The organism is Algoriphagus lutimaris, from assembly GCF_017051705.1.
Classification (GTDB): Bacteria; Bacteroidota; Bacteroidia; order Cytophagales; family Cyclobacteriaceae; genus Algoriphagus; species Algoriphagus lutimaris.
Genome location: NZ_JAFIDJ010000001.1, coordinates 1540438 through 1558518 on the forward strand (window position 1 = coordinate 1540438; position 18081 = coordinate 1558518).

General features: G+C 37.9%; 14 protein-coding genes and 1 riboswitch. Of the genes, 4 read left to right on the plus strand and 10 right to left on the minus strand.

Features of this window, described 5'->3' with window-relative positions; translation table 11 throughout:
• Window positions 1-3 precede the first annotated feature (3 nt).
• From JYB62_RS06290 to JYB62_RS06300, 3 genes are all read right to left on the minus strand, one after another.
• On the minus strand, window positions 4-1053 hold the full coding sequence (locus JYB62_RS06290; RefSeq protein ID WP_205644565.1) for a homocysteine S-methyltransferase family protein: 1050 nt from the start codon (window positions 1051-1053) through the stop codon (window positions 4-6).
• A 58-nt stretch (window positions 1054-1111) separates the two neighbouring features.
• Window positions 1112-1209: riboswitch (SAM riboswitch) on the minus strand.
• Window positions 1210-1291: 82 nt separating this feature from the next.
• Complete coding sequence (locus tag JYB62_RS06295; protein ID WP_205644566.1) at window positions 1292-2506, minus strand: hypothetical protein; 1215 nt, start codon at window positions 2504-2506, stop codon at window positions 1292-1294.
• A gap of 161 nt (window positions 2507-2667) precedes the next feature.
• On the minus strand, window positions 2668-6930 hold the full coding sequence (locus tag JYB62_RS06300) for a PAS domain S-box protein (RefSeq protein ID WP_205644567.1): 4263 nt from the start codon (window positions 6928-6930) through the stop codon (window positions 2668-2670).
• A 238-nt stretch (window positions 6931-7168) separates the two neighbouring features.
• On the opposite strand from JYB62_RS06300, the gene JYB62_RS06305 reads away from it, so the two are divergent.
• Window positions 7169-7489, plus strand: a complete 321-nt coding sequence (locus JYB62_RS06305) for a YbjQ family protein (RefSeq protein WP_205644568.1) — start codon at window positions 7169-7171, stop codon at window positions 7487-7489.
• 17 nt (window positions 7490-7506) lie between these two features.
• Here JYB62_RS06305 and JYB62_RS06310 read toward each other — a convergent pair whose 3' ends face one another.
• The 4 genes from JYB62_RS06310 to JYB62_RS06325 all read right to left on the minus strand — a co-directional run bounded on the left by JYB62_RS06310 (window position 7507) and on the right by JYB62_RS06325 (window position 10345).
• On the minus strand, window positions 7507-7749 hold the full coding sequence (locus JYB62_RS06310; RefSeq protein WP_205644569.1) for a (2Fe-2S) ferredoxin domain-containing protein: 243 nt from the start codon (window positions 7747-7749) through the stop codon (window positions 7507-7509).
• Complete coding sequence (locus JYB62_RS06315) at window positions 7750-9003, minus strand: DUF819 family protein (RefSeq protein ID WP_205644570.1); 1254 nt, start codon at window positions 9001-9003, stop codon at window positions 7750-7752.
• A 63-nt stretch (window positions 9004-9066) separates the two neighbouring features.
• Window positions 9067-9702 carry an NUDIX hydrolase gene (locus tag JYB62_RS06320; RefSeq protein WP_205644571.1) on the minus strand — a complete coding sequence of 212 codons (636 nt, stop codon included), beginning with the start codon at window positions 9700-9702 and terminating at the stop codon, window positions 9067-9069.
• A gap of 1 nt (window position 9703) precedes the next feature.
• Window positions 9704-10345, minus strand: a complete 642-nt coding sequence (locus tag JYB62_RS06325; protein ID WP_205644572.1) for a hypothetical protein — start codon at window positions 10343-10345, stop codon at window positions 9704-9706.
• A 358-nt stretch (window positions 10346-10703) separates the two neighbouring features.
• Here JYB62_RS06325 and aceK point away from each other — a divergent pair, with 358 nt between their 5' ends.
• Window positions 10704-12431 (plus strand): bifunctional isocitrate dehydrogenase kinase/phosphatase, encoded by a 1728-nt coding sequence (aceK, locus tag JYB62_RS06330; RefSeq protein ID WP_205644573.1) that lies wholly within the window; start codon window positions 10704-10706, stop codon window positions 12429-12431.
• Between the two features lie 30 nt (window positions 12432-12461).
• The gene (locus tag JYB62_RS06335) at window positions 12462-13898 is read left to right on the plus strand and encodes a leucyl aminopeptidase family protein (RefSeq protein WP_205644574.1); all 1437 of its coding nucleotides are present in this window, start codon (window positions 12462-12464) and stop codon (window positions 13896-13898) included.
• Here JYB62_RS06335 and JYB62_RS06340 read toward each other — a convergent pair.
• The 3 genes from JYB62_RS06340 to JYB62_RS06350 form a co-directional block, all read right to left on the minus strand.
• Entirely contained in the window at window positions 13895-14662 is a 768-nt protein-coding gene (locus JYB62_RS06340) for a TIGR02757 family protein (RefSeq protein ID WP_205644575.1), read from the minus strand. The genes JYB62_RS06335 and JYB62_RS06340 overlap by 4 nt on opposite strands.
• The gene (locus tag JYB62_RS06345) at window positions 14662-15216 is read right to left on the minus strand and encodes a hypothetical protein (RefSeq protein ID WP_205644576.1); all 555 of its coding nucleotides are present in this window, start codon (window positions 15214-15216) and stop codon (window positions 14662-14664) included. The genes JYB62_RS06340 and JYB62_RS06345 overlap by 1 nt, the downstream gene beginning before the upstream one ends.
• A gap of 117 nt (window positions 15217-15333) precedes the next feature.
• The gene (locus JYB62_RS06350) at window positions 15334-16509 is read right to left on the minus strand and encodes a LysM peptidoglycan-binding domain-containing protein (RefSeq protein WP_205644577.1); all 1176 of its coding nucleotides are present in this window, start codon (window positions 16507-16509) and stop codon (window positions 15334-15336) included.
• A 206-nt stretch (window positions 16510-16715) separates the two neighbouring features.
• Here JYB62_RS06350 and JYB62_RS06355 point away from each other — a divergent pair, with 206 nt between their 5' ends.
• Window positions 16716-18065 carry an NfeD family protein gene (locus JYB62_RS06355; protein WP_205644578.1) on the plus strand — a complete coding sequence of 450 codons (1350 nt, stop codon included), beginning with the start codon at window positions 16716-16718 and terminating at the stop codon, window positions 18063-18065.
• The last annotated feature ends 16 nt before the right edge of the window (window positions 18066-18081 follow it).

The following is an 18081-nucleotide window of genomic DNA, read 5'->3' on the forward strand; positions in this document are numbered from 1 at the left end:
GCCTCAATCCAGGGTTTCTTCTACTTCTTGTTGTAATTTTCTTGGCTGGTATGCTGCTGCAAGTTTTGCCAATGCGGCAATATGTTCTGGAGTAGTTCCGCAGCAACCTCCTAAGACATTCAGCATGCCCTCTTTCAAAAAGTCTCTTACTTGATCAGCCATTTCATTCGCTCCTTGATCATAAGCCCCAAATTCATTTGGCAATCCTGCATTTGGATAAGCACTCACATAGAATGGCGCCTTTTGGGCCAATACTTTCAAATAAGGTCTTAATTCCTTTGCTCCCAAAGCGCAATTCAAACCAACAGACAACAATGGAACATGCGATACAGAAATCAAGAATGCCTCTGTGGTTTGGCCGGAAAGGGTTCTCCCGGATGCATCTGTAATCGTTCCAGAAATCATGATAGGAATTCCTCCATCGTGAGGATCCAACGGAATTCCACGTTCTTCATAAACATCCTGAATCGCATAAAGTGCAGCTTTCGCGTTGAGTGTATCAAAAATCGTTTCAACCAATAAAATATCAGCACCTCCATCAAGCAATCCTCTCACCTGTTCAGCATAAGCCGTCGCAAGTTGGTCAAAGGTAATAGCTCTATACCCCGGATCATTTACGTCAGGAGAAAGCGAGGCGGTTCGATTGGTTGGACCAATTGCTCCCGCTACAAACCTTGGCTTATCTGGAGTTTTAGCACTATATTCTTCAGCTACTTCACGGGCCAATTTTGCCGATTCATAATTGATAGCATAGGCTAAATGAGGAAGATTATAATCCTCTTGTGCAATAGTGGTCCCTGAAAAGGTATTGGTTTCTATAATATCTGCACCAGCATCTAAATACTCTGCATGAATTGCCTTAATAATATCTGGTCGGCTAAGAGACAATAAATCATTATTGCCCTTCAAGGCCTTGGGATGATTGGCCAATTCAGGTGTTCTAAAATCTTCTTCTGTAAGGGTATAACGCTGGATCATCGTACCCATCGCTCCATCCAGAATAAGAATTCTTTTAGAAAATTGCTGAAGTAGAAGTTCGGTTCTGTTTTGCATCATTATTTTTTTATACTGCTAATCGAGCAAAACACGGAAAAAAGTACCTGGACTTATCCGCTCATCTGTTCCCGAAAATCGGGATGGGAGTTAGCACCTTGGCTACAGGTTGCTAAGACGTCTTAGGGCCCTTCCCTCGGTCTTTCTCGATAAGCAGACCAAAGGTAATATCATTTTACCAATAAAACAGATTGTATGGTCAAATTTGCTGGGTGGATTAATTTTTATTGATTTGCTCCTAAGGCCTTATCCCAATTCCAAAACTCAAATAAGGAGCGGACATAAAGCCAGACATGTTAAAGTCTCCTAGTTTATAATTAGCAAGTGGTAACTCATAGCCAAATGAACTTGTAAGAATCACATCAAATAGATTTCTTCTTCCTATTGGAATCCCATACTCCAAAAAAACTTCTGGTTTGGTCATCAAACCACTATTCTTCAAGTAGCCATCAAAACGTGGCTTTTCAAAAAGCTCTGGAAAATCAGGTTTCCCCTTTTGGGTATTTGTATATCGGATATTTCCATAACCGATCCCTCCCAACACTCCAATAGACATATTTCTATATTGGATAAATTTCATACCAAGATTCCCATATACGCGAAGACTATTCAAAGTATGGTTTCTGAAATTGTTCGCTGCCCCATTCATAGATAAATTATAGACATCCGAACCATAAAGCAGATTTCCACTTTCTCCTAAAATACGAAGTCCCCAATTGGAAGGAGAACCATCCAGGGCATTAAAACCAGCTTCCTCCAATTGTTTATTAAATTCAGTAGGAGAAGTAAAATGAATTCCACTAATCATGGAAAACCCAATGCTAGCATCTTTATAAAAAAAATTCCTATCTGGCAGTGTCAACCCAGCCCCTACTCTTATAAATGCACCACTTTGAGCATTGTCAAATGAAATTCCGTTGAGATTCCATTTCCCCTCAAATGGGCTAAAGCCATATCCTAATTTCATTAAAACTTCCAAAGCTTCGTTTCTGCCAAGAAGATCAAAATCATAACTAAGTTGAAAACCAATTTCGGTTAAAAAATTGCCATAATGCTTGGTACCTTTTTGGATATCTTTTTTTCTGAGAATATAGCCTTGCGAGGGATCATTCAAAAAATCCCCTAAGTTTTCGCTGGGATGCTGCGGTAACATTTGAAAATTCAAAAAACCTGCTCCCACTGACATATAATGGATGAGTTGAAATCTTGACTCTTCTATAAAAGCATATCCTACATTCAATAAAGCTCTGGATGTTCTATAATATAACTTGTAGTCATCAAACTCACTTTTGGAACCTCGGTTATGGTAAAGCTCCATACCGATGACAAAATCATTATACCTGACCTGGTACCCCAGCCCAATGGTGTTGTACCTATTTCTTAAGCCAGTAAGCCCTCTTTCTTCCAGTAATTTATCGAATTGATTCAATTTAGCCCCGGAAGTACCTGCCATAAAATAAAAAGATGGTCTTTTGGTTACAAGTCTTTGGGCGGAAGCACTGAAGGAAATCCCAAAACACAGGATTAACAGAAATAATCTTGAAAAAAAAGGCATTTAATCACTCTATTAGAAATAGGTCAACTGGTCCAAAACCTTACTAGGCAAAAGTAATGCTAAACCGACATTTCGGAGTGATCTTTCCCATTTAGATGAAAAATTAATTTTTCATATAGTATCTCTGGAACGAATGGCTTAGGGACAAAGTCATTAAAGCCTATCTTGACTAACTCATCTTTTACCTCTTGAATCGAAGTCGCAGTCAAAGCTAAAATCGGGGTCTTTCGTTTTTTTTCTTGATGATGGGAACGAATAGCTCGTGCTACTTCAAAACCATCCAACACGGGCATTTGAAGATCCAATAAGATTAAATTAAAATCCTCTTCTTTAAATTTCCCAAGTGCTTCTTTCCCATCAGAAACGATGACGAACCTTCTAACATCCCATTTCTTTAGAAATTTTTGAATGAGAATTTGATTTACATAGTTATCCTCTGCTACTAAAATGGAAGCCTCCTGAAGAGTCCTTCCTAAATCTCCCAAAGGACCCTTATTTGCTACCTGATCAAGCTTTCCTATTTCAAGTTTAGAAGTAAACCTAAAAATACTTCCTCCTCCTTCTCTTTCGCTCACAGAAATTTCACCTCCAAATAATTCAACTAGCCTTTTGACAATAGCTAGTCCCAAGCCAGTACCTCCGTATTTTCTTGTGGTCGAAGAAGAAGCTTGTGTGAAGGCCTCAAAAATACTATCCCTTTTATCTTCAGGTATACCAATCCCACTATCCTCAAATCTAAATTCTATCTCGGTAAATTCCTGGTCCCTTTGAATTTCTTCAAGGACTATTTTCACAAAGCCATGTTCGGTAAATTTAATAGCATTGGATAAGAGATTGTTGATAATTTGACCTAGCCTGATTGGGTCACTGACCACTTGATTTGGAAGATTCGGATCAAATACACATTCTACAGCAACTGACTTTTCATGGGCTTGAAAACTATGAGAATGCACAATTCGAGAAACCACATTTTGAAGATCAAAAGGAACTGACTCCAACTCCACTTTACCGGAATCAATCTTATTGTAATCTAAAATATCATTAATCAGAGCCATTAAGTTCTCTGCAGAAAACTGCAAGGTTTTAAGATTCTCCAATTGATCCGGTCGAGGATTTCCTTCCACTAACAAGTGTGAAAGTCCGATCACCGCATTCATTGGGGTACGGATTTCATGACTCATCACTGATAGAAATTGAGATTTGATCTGTGACGCCTGCTCTGCATTTTCCTTGGCTTTCAGCAGTTCTTTTTGTGCCTCTTTCAATTTGGAAATATCTCTTGCTATTCCCGTATAATAATTTTCCTGGCCGTCTTTGGTATTAACCAGCTTTCCATTGGAATTGAAAACTTTGAATTCTCCATTCTTATGCTTCAAGCGAAATTCCAGGTATTGATTGACAGAAAGAAAATCCTCCGTAGATTCAAGCATTTCCTGAAACTTACCCATGTCATCTGGGTTCAAAAATTCAAAAATAGACCTTCCAATTACTTCCTCTGTTTTATAACCTAAAAACTGTTGGACGTTTGGAGAAACGTATTTCAGGTCAAAAGACTCAGTCAAGGAAAAAATGATTTCCGTGGACTCTTCTACCAGTGTCCGGTATTTTTCCTCAGATTGTAATAAATCAATTTTTGCCTGGTGTTCCTCTGTAATATCCCGAATGATACTTAAGACAAATTCCACCTCATTTCGGATTATAATTGGTCTAAAAATCCTGGAATAATATCTGCCGTTTATCTGAAGTTTAGATTCAATAATCTCTCTTTCATAATAAACTTTATCTAGCAATTCATTTACCTCCTTATAAGAGGTAAGTTGTACTTCCCATAAAAATTTCCCTTCAAAATCCTCACTTGACATTCCCCAATTTTCAAAATTGGTTCCTTCTGCAACAATGTACTTCCTTTCTTTATCCAGCAAGAAGATATTGGTACCGGGTATATTGGAAGCTAAGATTCGGTATTGCCTATCTCGTTCTTCATTGATTTCCTCTAGGTTTTTTCGATCATTGATATCTTGAAAAATCCCCTCATGCAGAATAATCTCTCCTGCATCATTCAGTACATCTTGGGTCTGGTCTTCCACCCAAGTATATTTTCCATTAGCATTTCTGAACCGATAAGTTCCGGAAAATGATTTTATCCCTTTTTCAGTTTTTATCAATTTTGCTTTTTCTCTGAATTGACGTGCATCCTCAGGATACAATAAATCCAGAATAGACTTTTTTTCTTTTAAAAGCGTCTTTGAATCATAGCCAAAGCGACTGATGTTTTCTGAGATATATACCAATTCAAAATCATTGTTGGGGTCGGTCCTAAAGAGTATGGTTGGACTATTTTCAACAATCACTTGAGCCCTTCGGGCCAACTTTTCGCTTTCATATTTTTCGGTTAGATTTCTTAACACAAATGAAAACCCAATTTTCTCATTTGTTTCCGAAAAAATAGTCTGAATAGAAATATCAAAAGGTTCTAGTGGACGATCAAGAATTTTAATGAACACTTCATTTTTCCATAGTGAAGACTCTCCCTTTTTTGTCAAAAACTCATTCAAACTCGAGTCCTTGTCCTCAAATTTGAAATACTCTTTGATGGTTCCTGAAAAAGTTTGTTTGCCACTCTGTCCCAACAACCCTCTAGCAGCTTCATTTAAATAAATGAAATTAAGGTCTGGATCGGTCACAACAATGGGGTCATTAACCTGTGCTAAAATCTGAGATTGTAACAGTAGATTCTCCTCAGAGGCCCTTTTATGGGTAATATCCGTACAAAAACCTACCACTTCCACACGTTGATTGAAAAACTGCTTCCTTGCGTCAATTTCATATTGAATCACCACCTTCTTCTTTTCAGGAGACAGCATTACAAATTCCCCCGAAGTAGATTTGTGGGTAGCAACTGTTTCTTTCAGATTATTGATAAATCCCCGTCGGTACTCTTTTTCCATGCTGTAGATTAACTTGGAAAATTTTGCATAGGTAGGACTTTCTCCCATACCAAACATATGGGCTAACCCCCCTGAGAAATGAAAACTCTTTCTAGCAGGGATGTACCTCCAGGATCCTGACTTGGCTAGTAGCTCGGTTGTAGCAAGTAAGGTTTCATTTCTTTCTATTTTTCGAAGTAATTGGCCTCCTTGATAAGCTCCAGATAGAATATCCCCCAACTGCCTCAAAATTTGAAGTTCGTTTTCCTCTAAATAACTGGTCGAATTATCTATTTCAAGAACTAATATCCCTTTCAATTTATGAGAGGAAATTATTGGGACTAAAATGAAAAAAGATTCCTCCGATGATCGAATGAGCTTCACTTTTCCAAAATCCTGAGATTTTGTTGAACCTTTCACTAATTCAACCAATGATACTAATTGGGAATCTGGTATGGAGTACTCGCCTTCTTTTTCCCAATGACTTAATACTTCGAACCCCCTATCCTCTGAATTTAAAAATAAGACAGTAGAATATCGAGCGTTCAAAAAAGGACTTAAAATCTCCAGGGACTCTTGAAAATTCCTGCTAAGATCTTTTGGATTCCCGTTTAATAGACGGGAAGAAATTTTATTAATGATATTTTCTAACTCAAAACGTCTTTGTAGTGAAAGGTCAGTTTGAATATATTCTGTAATATCTCTAGCACTAAACAACACTCCATTTATTTGAGGATGATGTTGAAGGTTTTTCGCAAAGCTTTCTATATAGATTTTTTTACCATTTCCTTGATGGACCCAAAAGTCAATATTGACCTCTTGATCTGATTGCAAAGCTTCCTCAAAACTCCCCTTTATAATTTCAATAATCCCTGCATCAATTAGATCTCTAAAATTTTTTCCAATGATATCTTCTGCCTTAAAACCAAGTTTTTGGCCTACCGTAGGCCCTACAAACTTATAACACCCTTCTTTATCCAAAACTGTGATTAAATCATGGGTATTTGTCAGAATACTTTCCAAATATTGTAAACTGAAATCGGATTGGGTTTCATTTGTTAATTTAGAGCGTACCCCTTTAACAATTATAAAACGATCTTGATAGCTAGATGGAAGAGGAGTAAAACTCCATTCAAACAAAAGATTTTCTGAGTTAATTGATTTAAGAGACTTTAAAAATGAAACAGGCTTTAAATCGTCACCATCAAAATAACTTTCAAGTAGCTCTATTACTTCAGGGTCTTGTATGAACTCCTTCCAATGATCATGTAACGAAATAAAATTTGATTTAAAGAACTCATTGTAAAAAATAATCTCCTCTGAATCGATCAAAAAAAGTGGCTCTCTTAGTTGATCGAAAAAATGGGAAATATCAAATTGTTGGAACTTTGTCATACTTTTCTCCTACTCATCTTAACATTCAGTGCTTCCCATAATTCATAAAATGTTAGCTAATATGGCTAAAAGAAGGTTTACATACCAACCCCCAAATGGCTTACTTTAAATTTAACTATTAATTTTTTACTATTACTAATTAGTCTTTTCTAGGAAAAAATCAAAAAACAAAAACCTCGATAAGAATTAATTCGTGATAAAATGACAATTAATCAGTTCATAATTCAAAATTCAATCTATGATCATTTCGACAACCCCAAATCTTGAAGGCTATCAAATCACTGAATATTTAGGAATTGTTTCAGGGGAAACAATTATAGGAGCTAATGTTTTTAAAGATTTTTTTGCAAGCATCACTGACATCGTTGGTGGAAGAGCTTCTTCTTACGAGCAGGTTTTACGTGAAGCAAAAGCTACAGCCACTTCAGAAATGGAAATGCAAGCTAGAGCTTTTGGGGCAAATGCAATAGTAGGAATCGACCTGGATTATGAAACCATCAGGGATGGCATGCTCATGGTCACTGTCAGTGGAACGGCCGTAAAAACCACAAAATTGTAACATCAAGTCCTGAGATTTCAGGACTTTTTTAATTGCTGGGTTACTTTCTCGAGATTCGCTTTTTTGCAAACAAATTCACCGACGATAACCACTGGTGCTGATTTGCAAAAATCCATGCATTTGGTTTTGATCAACTTGCATTGACCTTTCAATTCTGAAGACTTAAGCTCCCTGGCAATTTCTTTATTCAGAATTTTTGAACCTGCTTTTTTACAATCAGATCCCCCACATACAAAAACAAGTTTTCTCTTAGATTCCATTTAACCTCCTGATACAGCCTGCATCATTAATCCACATAAATAGGCTCCATAGGTACCCGCAGCATATCCCAATACTGCAAGCAATACTCCTACTGGTGCTAACGAAGAATCGAAAGCTGAGGCTACAATTGGAGCTGAAGCTGCTCCCCCAACATTGGCCTGAGATCCAACCGCGACATAAAAAAACGGAGCTTTGATAAAATAAGCGACGATCAACATGATCAGAATATGAAAAAACATCCATAATATCCCTATTAAAAAAAGGATGGGGGAATCAAATACTGCTCCTAAATCCATTTGCATCCCAATCGAAGCTACCAAGATGTATAATAAAACACTTCCCATCCTAGAGGCTCCTGCTCCTTCCAAATTCCTGGCTTTGGTGAAAGAAAGTAATAACCCTACCGTCGTTGCAATAACCACAATCCAAAAGAATGCAGAATCCAATGAATATTGGCTTAATTGAGGATAATTTTCTCCTATAAAAGGTGCGATGGCATCTGCAATCAAATGGGAGAATCCGGTCACTCCAAATCCAACCCCAAGAATCAACATCGTATCAGCCAGATTGGGAATTTTCATGATCCCAGCTCTAAACTCGGCAATTTTATCTCGGAGCTCATAGATTGCAGAACTGTCAGCTTTAAACTTTTTGTCAAATACTTCTGGTTTTGCAGCCCAGTACAACAAAACAGCCATCCATAGGTTTGCAACCAACACATCCACGGCAATCATCTGACTAAACAAGGAAGGACTTGCTCCAAAAACCTCCAACATAGCGGTTTGGTTTGCTCCTCCACCTATCCAAGATCCAGCAATGGTAGCTAAACCACGCCAAATCTCATCAGGACCGCTTCCACCCAGCAATTCTGGTTGGATAAAACCTACTGTTGCCAATGCAAGTGGTCCTCCAATCATGATCCCAAATGTACCTGCCAAAAACATGGTCAAAGCCTTGGGCCCTAACTTCAATATACTTTTTAAATCAATGCTAATGGTAAAAAGCACCAAAGAGGCAGGTAACAAATACCTACTCGCTACTCTATATATCCCTGAACTTTCTCCCGAGATCCATCCAAAAGAGTTAAACAAAGCTGGTATAAAATAACACAGCAAGACTGTAGGAACTACTTTATAAAACTTTCTAAAAAACCGGTTCTCACTAGCAGATGTAGCAAATACAATAGCCAAAATAGCCATCAAAATCCCAAAAACTACTGCATCATTTGTAAATAAAGGGCTGTGTTCTTCCATGCTTCGAAATACGGAGTGATTTTCAATAATACCTATAATAAACTTGAGAAAATCAACGGTTAGCTATTTTCCTTTCTCTAAAATTTGGAGCAATTCCCCTAAAATCATGGCTGTAGCTCCCCAAACTACCTCTTGGTCAATGTCAAAATAGGGCGTATCTAATCTAAATGACTTACTTATTTCTAGAGTCTTTTGTTTTTTTACCTCTGGACTAGTCAAATGCCTCACCGTTGTCTGTATGATTCTTTCCACTTCCTTTTCCTCAGGAACAAAATCCGGCTTGAAAGTTGAAAATCCAATCACAGGGGTAACCAAAAAATTGCTTGGAGCTATGTAAAGTTCTGTCATGGTCCCGATAATCTCTACCTTTTCAGGGACCACTCCCACCTCTTCAGATGCTTCCCTTAAAGCAGTATGGACCAAATCAGAATCTTCCTCTTCCATTTTACCACCGGGTAATGCAATCTGTCCACTGTGCACTCCTTCATAAACAGGTCTTTTGATCAATGGAAAAAAAGCTTCTCCATTATCTGGATAAAAAAGTAGAAGCACTGCGCCCTTTCTATGATTCTTAGGTCTCTCAGGATTAAACCGCTTCATATTGATCGGCCTGGGTGACATGTCCATATGAGCATCTATTCCTGGAAGAGGATTTTTTAACCCGGTTTTTAGAATTTCTATGACTTCAAGAAACTCCATTTCAACTCAAGTCAACTTTCTTAATCTTGTTATTTATATAGGACTCAGGAGCATATTCTGAGGCTACCTTGTTCAACTGATACCGATGAAGTTGGTGGGTATCCAAATCAATAATCCAAGCCATGGGTCTAAAGCCTGCTTCTTCTTGGAAATACCCAAACACAACAAAGGTGGTGTTATTTAACCATAAGCCTTCTTCAAACATTCCAGATGGTCCCATAAATAGCAGGCGTTCCTTCATTCCGTCCTCACGATACCAAATTACTTCGGAGTCAGGATTTAAAAATGGTGAATCCAATCCTTCTTGGGCTTCTACTTTATAGCTATATATATCCATTGTACCATTCCCATCTGGATGTGGAATTTGGTATGGAAAAAGCGGATCTCCAGGCAAAATTGGATTTTTCTCTGGCATTTCCATTGGATCAATTGAATCCGTCTGAATTAAAGAAAAATCCATTCCCTCAAAATTTCCAATTTGATCTATCCAATGAGACTTCCAATCTGACTTTTCACCAAGTCCAAACTCCAAGAAGCTTCTTAACTTTCTTGACTCTTCCTCATCAACTTTCACTTCAGAAACTGCTCCTTCAGATTCAGAATCAGAACTTTCACAGGAATAAAAAAAACCTGTTAATGCCATTAATGCGAGGATTTGAAGTATATATGAAATGGATACTTTCATGGAAATCTTGTAGCAGAAGTTGAAACTAATCTAGAGTTAGTAAAAAACAAAAAAGGCCTGGATAAAATCCTGGCCTTTTCCTGCTCTCAAACCTATTAAACCTATTGTAGATATTCAATTCATGAATACTTGCGAAAAGTAGAAAATGTTTTCATATCCTCCAAACAATCGATTGCGAAAGATTTTCAAAATTTTATTTCCTCTCCCATTTTTTATGTTAAAGGCCTAAAAATCAGGACAAATAATCTATTTCAAATTTAAAATATTTTTATCCTTAGTATCTTGTCCAAATCTATTTTGGTAATAATCTTTTGGCATGACGAAAAACCTTGATAAACAGGTAGCACATAAAATATTAGACGGATTCAATACTTACATTCACTCTTTCAAAGCTTATACCAGGTTAACCCCAAAATATTTTAGTGAAAGAAATTGGAAAGCAATCCAACTAAATCATAAGCAACGGCTTCGTTTATATAAGGATCTATTGTTTCCTTTGGCTGCTACATGTAAAGCACTATTAGAAGAAAAAAGTACAGACCGTGTTCTTTGGGGGAAAATAAAAAATCAATACACCACATTAATTGCTGATAAACCGGAACTGGAAATAGCAGAAACCTTTTTCAATTCGGTGATTCGTAAAACCTATGAAAATATTGCCATTGACGAGGAACTCATGTTTGTCATGGAAGGCCATGATTTTTGTAGTATAAGAGAAAACTCTGATTTGATTAGAAATTATCCTAAAGGGTTGGGGCTGGACAAAATCATCCGTCAGATATTAGATGACTTCGACTTTGGTGCACCTTTTATGGACAAGGAAAGAGATATTCAATTCTTGATTGAAGGAGTCCAAAAAGTAATCCTTACCCGATACAATATTGCACCCGATACAAGGACCCAAATCTTGAAATCTGTTTTCTATAGAAATAAAGCAGCTTATTTAATTGGAAGGACCTTTGTTGGAAAGAAATGGATGCCTTTTATTATACCAGTTCTCAATGGAAAAAAGGGGGTATTTGTGGATACGCTGATTTTTGATCCTAACCTCATGAGTCATATGTTTAGCTTCACCAGATCCTATTTCATGGTGGAAGCCGAAGTCCCTTCTGAGATTGTTGCATTTTTAAGCTCAGTAATTCCTCATAAAAAAATCCATGAATTGTATAATGCCATTGGATTTAATAAGCATGGAAAGACCCTTTTTTATAGAGATTTTCTGCATCACCTTGATAGTAGTACCGATCAGTTTGTAATCGCTCCTGGAATCAAAGGCATGGTAATGACGGTGTTCACCCTACCATCCTTAAACATTGTATTCAAATTGATCAAAGATCATTTTGAGCCTCCTAAAAACATGACACGTCAGGAGGTTAGAGAAAAGTACAAGCTTGTTTCCCTTCATGATCGGGTAGGGAGAATGGCAGACACGCATGAATTTGAATATTTTAAAATCCCCAAAGATCGGATAAGTCCCGAATTAATTACTGAACTTAGGAATACTACGAACTCCTTGTTAAAATTTACGGATACCCATTTAATACTGAAACACCTCTACACGGAGCGAAAAATGGAACCTTTAAACCTATACTTGGAACATTGTAGCACGGAAGAAGGCAAAAAAGCAGTCGAAGATTATGGAAGAGCAATTCTGCAATTGGCTCAGGCCAATATTTTCCCAGGGGATATGATGACCAAGAATTTTGGATTGACTAGACAAAAACGGGTCATATTCTATGACTACGATGAAATTGAATTTCTATCAGATATGAATTTTCGAGTCAAGCCAAAAGCTGAAACTTATGAACAGATCTATGCCCCAGAGCCATGGTATTCTATCGCTAAAAACGATGTGTTTCCAGAAGACTTTAAAAGATGGATGATCGGTAGAAAGGATTTAAAGGAACATTTTTTAACATACCATGAGGATTTATTTTCGCCTGAGTACTGGCAGGGGGTCCAAAAACGTATAGTAAAAGGCGAACTGATACATGCCTTCCCCTATCCTGACGAAATCCGATTTAGACCCGAACAAAGAATCTAATTTAACTACTCCTTCCAGTCACTATTTCCAATGAATTTTCATATCAAACCAATCTCATCAAAAAGTCAAGGCCTGAAAGTGATTCCTGTCCAAGAAGACTTACTCGATCAAACACTTCAAGAAAGTGTGGGAAAACCGATCAACCCCTCCTTATTTTCAGGCAAACAAGACAGTATCTTTTTACTAGAGTCAAATCAAGATATACTCCTTTTAATCGGATTAGGAAAGACCGCTGAATCTCATGAGGTTGAAACCTGTTTTCGAAGAGTTCTGGCAAAAAACAAAGATTTGGTAAAGGATCAAATCATCTTAGAATTTCCGGATTCTTGCTCCAAAAAATTGATCGAAAGTGCATTGATAGGCTTTCAGCTTGGGTCTTATTCCATTGGCTTTTATAAAAAAGATAAACCTAAGGATTTCAAAGATCTACAAGTGATTATAAAAACCAATCACCCTGAAATTGAGCAAATTTTATCCAGAGTAGAAAAAATAGCAAATGCTAAAATAGAAGGGTTCAAATTGGTGGATTTGCCTCCTAATGTACTTACTCCTGCATACTTGGCTGATTGGGCTACTAAATGGGCCACTAAGCCTAATACGAAAACAATCATTTTTGATCAAAAGGAAGCAGAAGAAACTGGTCTGAAGGCATTCTTAGCCGTGGGAAGAGGAAGTGCTAAACCGCCGAAATTCATCATTATGGAATATAGGCATCCCAACGCAAAATTTCATTTAGGTCTGGTAGGAAAAGGGGTCACGTTTGATACAGGAGGACTAAATATCAAAACATCAGGCATGGTAGATATGAAATCCGATATGGGAGGAGCAGCAGGAGTTTTAGCTGCCACTCAACTGATTGCCGAGTTAAAGCTAGAAATAAACCTGACAACCATCGTTCCATCCGTTGAGAATGCGGTGGACAAAGAAGCGTACCTGCCAAGTGAAATCATTGGTTCTCACTCAGGTTTAAGTATTGAAGTTATAGATACAGACGCAGAAGGAAGACTGATCCTAGCTGATGGTTTGTCCTACCTGGTATCAACTTATCAACCGGACCACTTATTGGATTTAGCAACCTTGACAGGAAGCGCTTTAGGAACCTTTGGTTATGAATGTGGAGCTCTTTTTTCAAATAATGAAGGATTTTCATCCCTCCTTCAAGAATCTGGAATGAGAAGCGGAGAAAAAGTTTGGCCACTTCCTATCTGGGACTCATACCGATCTGAGATGGATAGTGAGATGGCGGACATTAAAAATTACCATGGCAAACCTTATGCAGGAGCTATTACGGCTGCAAAATTTCTGGAAGCCTTTATTCATGAACATCCTTCTTGGGCACATATAGATATCCCTGGCGTTTCATTTAAAGATTCAGAATTTGCAAAAACCAAAACAGGCACTGCGTTTGGGATGGGGTTGATTGTCGATTTTGTAGAAAAAAAGATCAAGGATTACTCAAAGCCTTAAAACTTCTCTTCTATTCCTAAACCAAATAGTGCAAAATCATATTTGACAGGATCATTTGCATCAAATTCCCTCAATCGTTCGGTAAGTTCTAAAGCAGTCAACCAATCGGTTTGTTTTCTGGTAATCAACCCTAACTTCCTTCCTACTCTATCGACATGGAGGTCACAGGGGCATATCAGTTGGGAAGGCTGAATCTGGTTCCAAATTCCGAAATCTACTCCTAAGCTATCCTTACGAACCATCCAGCGCAAAAACATATTGATCCTTTTACATGCAGCTTTCCTAGCTGGGGTAGCAATATGCTTTCTTGTTCTTTGTGGAGCATCGGGCAGATGAAAGAAAAATTCATGGAAGGATCTCAGGACAGATTCCATAGCATGATCTCCGTTATGCCAACCTAATAAAAACGCCTCCTCCAAGGAGCGATGATTCTTATAAAACCAACTTAAAAAATGAATGAAATACAAGGTATCAATATCATTGAAAGTACGGTGTTTAAAGCTTAAAAATGGCTTCAGATCCTGTTCTTCATGATTGATTAAAAAATCATGAGGAGCATGGTCCATCATTTGAAATAACTCTCTGCACTTATTAATAATTGTTTTCCGCTGGCCCCAAGCCAAAATAGCAGCAAAAAAAGCGGTAATCTCTATGTCTTCTTTCTTGGAGTAGTGATGAGGAATCGACACTGGATCATTTACAATAAAACCTGGCTGGTTATATTGAGCTACTTTTTCATCTAAGAATTCCTTCAGGTTTTGCATCAAAGTGCCACTTTCACTTCTCCTCCCTGCGTTCCATCAAACCATTTGAAGGAAAGTTCATTGTCTACCTTTTCGGAAACATGCCAATCAAAACACTTAATATTAGTCAATGGCTTTAAACTATCTTCATCAGGGTTATAAAGGCAGATATCAAAATCCGGTAAATCTTTAGATTCCGTACTATTCCACTTTTCAAGAAGAAAGCCCTCTTCCAGAATTCTTACTTTATTACCAAAAACATAATCACTCAAAACTGTAGGAACTCCATCTTTCCTTCTCAATTTAAAACCTGAGGGTCCAAACATAATTTGTTTGCAGAGTTTAGCCTCCAATAAATCATTAGAAAATGGTAGGGTTTCCCATTCCACCTCTTTCAATACCACTTTGGATCCTTCAGGCTTCAAGCGGGTAAGGAATCTTGAGAGTAAAGAAAATAAATATGTTAAGCCAATAAAAAGCAGACCAAAGCTTGCCAAAATCGGGTACGAAATGACAAAAATGACATTCCAGATAAAGCGAAAGATATGGTGGAAAATGAGTTGAGCCTTATTCATTAGCCACAAAATTAGCCCTCTATATAGTATTATCAAAAAATATACATCAAATGAGGAAAATTAAAAACCCCGGCAAGGCCAGGGTTCATTGATAAATTCTTTTCCTAAAAGAATTTTTTAGTACATGACCTCTACCGGGAATCTCGGATTCACGGCTTTAAGTTGATCATAAGCTGCTTGAGATAGTTTGATTACAAGTTTGCTATTATCTCCAGTCTCAGGAAGCGTTCCTACCACTCTTGCAAAAATAGTGACGTCATTTTCTTCATTTTTGATTCTCATGATCGTCCCAACTGGAGCCGTTCTATGAAGAACCAAATATTTTTTATGACCTCCAGTACCTTCGATCAATTCAGCTTGTCCTGTTTCCTTAATATTTTTAAACCCTCCAGAAGCATTATCTGGATTGGCAGGAATGTTCATTTCATCTGCATCGGTGACCACCCTTGGTGTTCCGACAATTGGCACTGTAGAAGGGCCTACTTCCCCTCTTCCCACTTTCAAAGTTTGCCCCACCCTTACATTATTGGAGGTTAAGGCATTCCAAGTAATCAAATCTTCTACTCTTGCTTGGTATTGATTGGCAATTGAAAATAAAGTTTCACCAGATTTAACTTCGTGGGAAACCCATTCTCCTGGTGCGATTGGAACAGCATTATCTGCAGCTTTATTTTCTACCACTTCTTTTTCTTCATTTTTTTCAGGAGCAGGTGCCGGCTTTTCCGTTTTCTTTTCGACCACTTCTGGCTTTTCAACCTCTTCTTTTTTGACCGGAACAGAAGTAGTCACTACTGCAACTTCTGTTTTCGGGCTTTCCTGAACAACTGGTTCGGCTTTGGGTTGAGCTGCTGCAATTGGCTTCTTAATGATGAGCCCCTGGCCCACACTTAAGTCATTTCCTTTCAACTCATTCCATTGCATCACCTCACTTACGGTCACTCCATACTTTTTTGAAATAGAGAAAAGTGTCTCACCAGGTACTACTTTGTGAATGCTTGCTCCATCAGGAATTTCGGATTTAGCAATAAAAGGAACCCGAATCGTCTGACCTATCTTCAGTCCTTGCTTAAGAACCGCATTGGACTCAATAATTTCACTTACCGGAGCTGCATATCGTCTACTAATTCCGAAAAGAGTTTCTTTAGGCTCTACAGCATGAAGGATATAGGTCTTATCACCAACTCTCTCCACTCCTACTGAATCAATACTTGTCATTTCTGAAGCAATAGAAGTACTTGATATCAATAAAAAACCTGAGAATATGGCTAAATGGAATTTAGATCCGAAAATCATAATACGTGTTGGGATTGAATAATTGAAGTATTCTAAATACAAGATTAATTTCGATTTGAAGTATGAACAAGAATTATGCTAGAAAACAATAATCCTTTGATTAATCTTGAGAATTCAAAGATGAGATTTTTTAAACCAAAGAAGGTAAAAACGGCAGTTTCCGATGCCTTTTCGTATATTTTCCTATCAATTGCGTACAAATCTATATGAAGACCATAATAAGACATCTTTTTACCTTTCTCGTGTTTTTCCCTGTGCTCTTGAAAGCTCAAGACCAAGCCATCCATACCGTATTTACATTTAAAATCGATGAAGATATTGACCCTGCCATGAATCGGAAAGTGAAGCTGGCACTAGAGCAAGCTAAAGAAGAGTCCGCAGACCTCATCATCATTGAAATGGATACCTATGGAGGGGCAGTTAATGATGCCGATGATATCAGAACTATGATTCTGGAATCCTCCATTCCTATTTATGTTTTTATAAACAAGGATGCTGCTTCGGCTGGAGCTCTGATCTCCATTGCTAGTGATAAAATATTTATGGCGCCAGGAGGAAGTATTGGAGCAGCCACCGTAGTAAATGGCATGGATGGAGCGGCTGCGCCTGACAAATACCAATCTTATATGCGGTCTATGATGAGAAGTACGGCAGAAGCCAAAGGACGTGATCCAAAAATTGCGGAAGCTATGGTAGATGAAAACATAGAAATTGAAGGGATAAGTGAGGCCGGCTCAGTGATTACTTTTTCAGTTTCTGAAGCTAAAAAATATGGGTTTTGTGATGGAGAGTATATTTCAATGGATCAACTGATCCAAGATCAAAACCTTTCAGATGCCAACCTCATTTCCTACCAAACGGACTTCACTGAAAAAATCATCGCTTTTTTTCTAAGCCCAGCCGTGAGTGGCTTCTTAATTCTAATTATCATAGGAGGAATCTATTTTGAATTACAAACACCAGGGGTAGGCTTTCCTTTAGTAGCATCCCTGATCGCTGTTGTATTATATTTTACTCCCTATTATTTAAATGGCTTAGCTGACAATTGGGAAATCATTGTGTTTGTTGCAGGAATTATTCTATTGGCTCTAGAGCTATTTGTAATTCCTGGATTTGGGATTTTTGGGATTCTCGGTATCACCTGTATACTATCAGGATTGGTATTGGGCATGCTCCCCAATGAAAACTTTGACTTTGAGTTTGTCCCAGCCTCTGAATTATTTGCGGCCTTACTTACTGTGATCCTAGCTGCCATTGCCTCTGTTGGAATCGTTTTTTGGCTGACGCCGAAAGTCAATGAATGGAAAGCCTTCAGTGCCATTTCCCTCGCTGGAACACAGCAAAAGCGGGATGGATACACTTCCAGTTTCTATTCTGATAGTTTACAAGGGCAAAAAGGAATTGTTCATTCTAGGCTGAGACCTAGTGGAAGAGTAGAAATTGGTGGCGAAATTTACGATGCTTATTCCAGGGGAGAATTTATCGATAAGGGAGAACCCATCATTGTCATTTCGACGGAAGGAACTTCTCTGAAAGTCAAAAAATCAGAGGCTTAAACTTTTTGGAATTCCT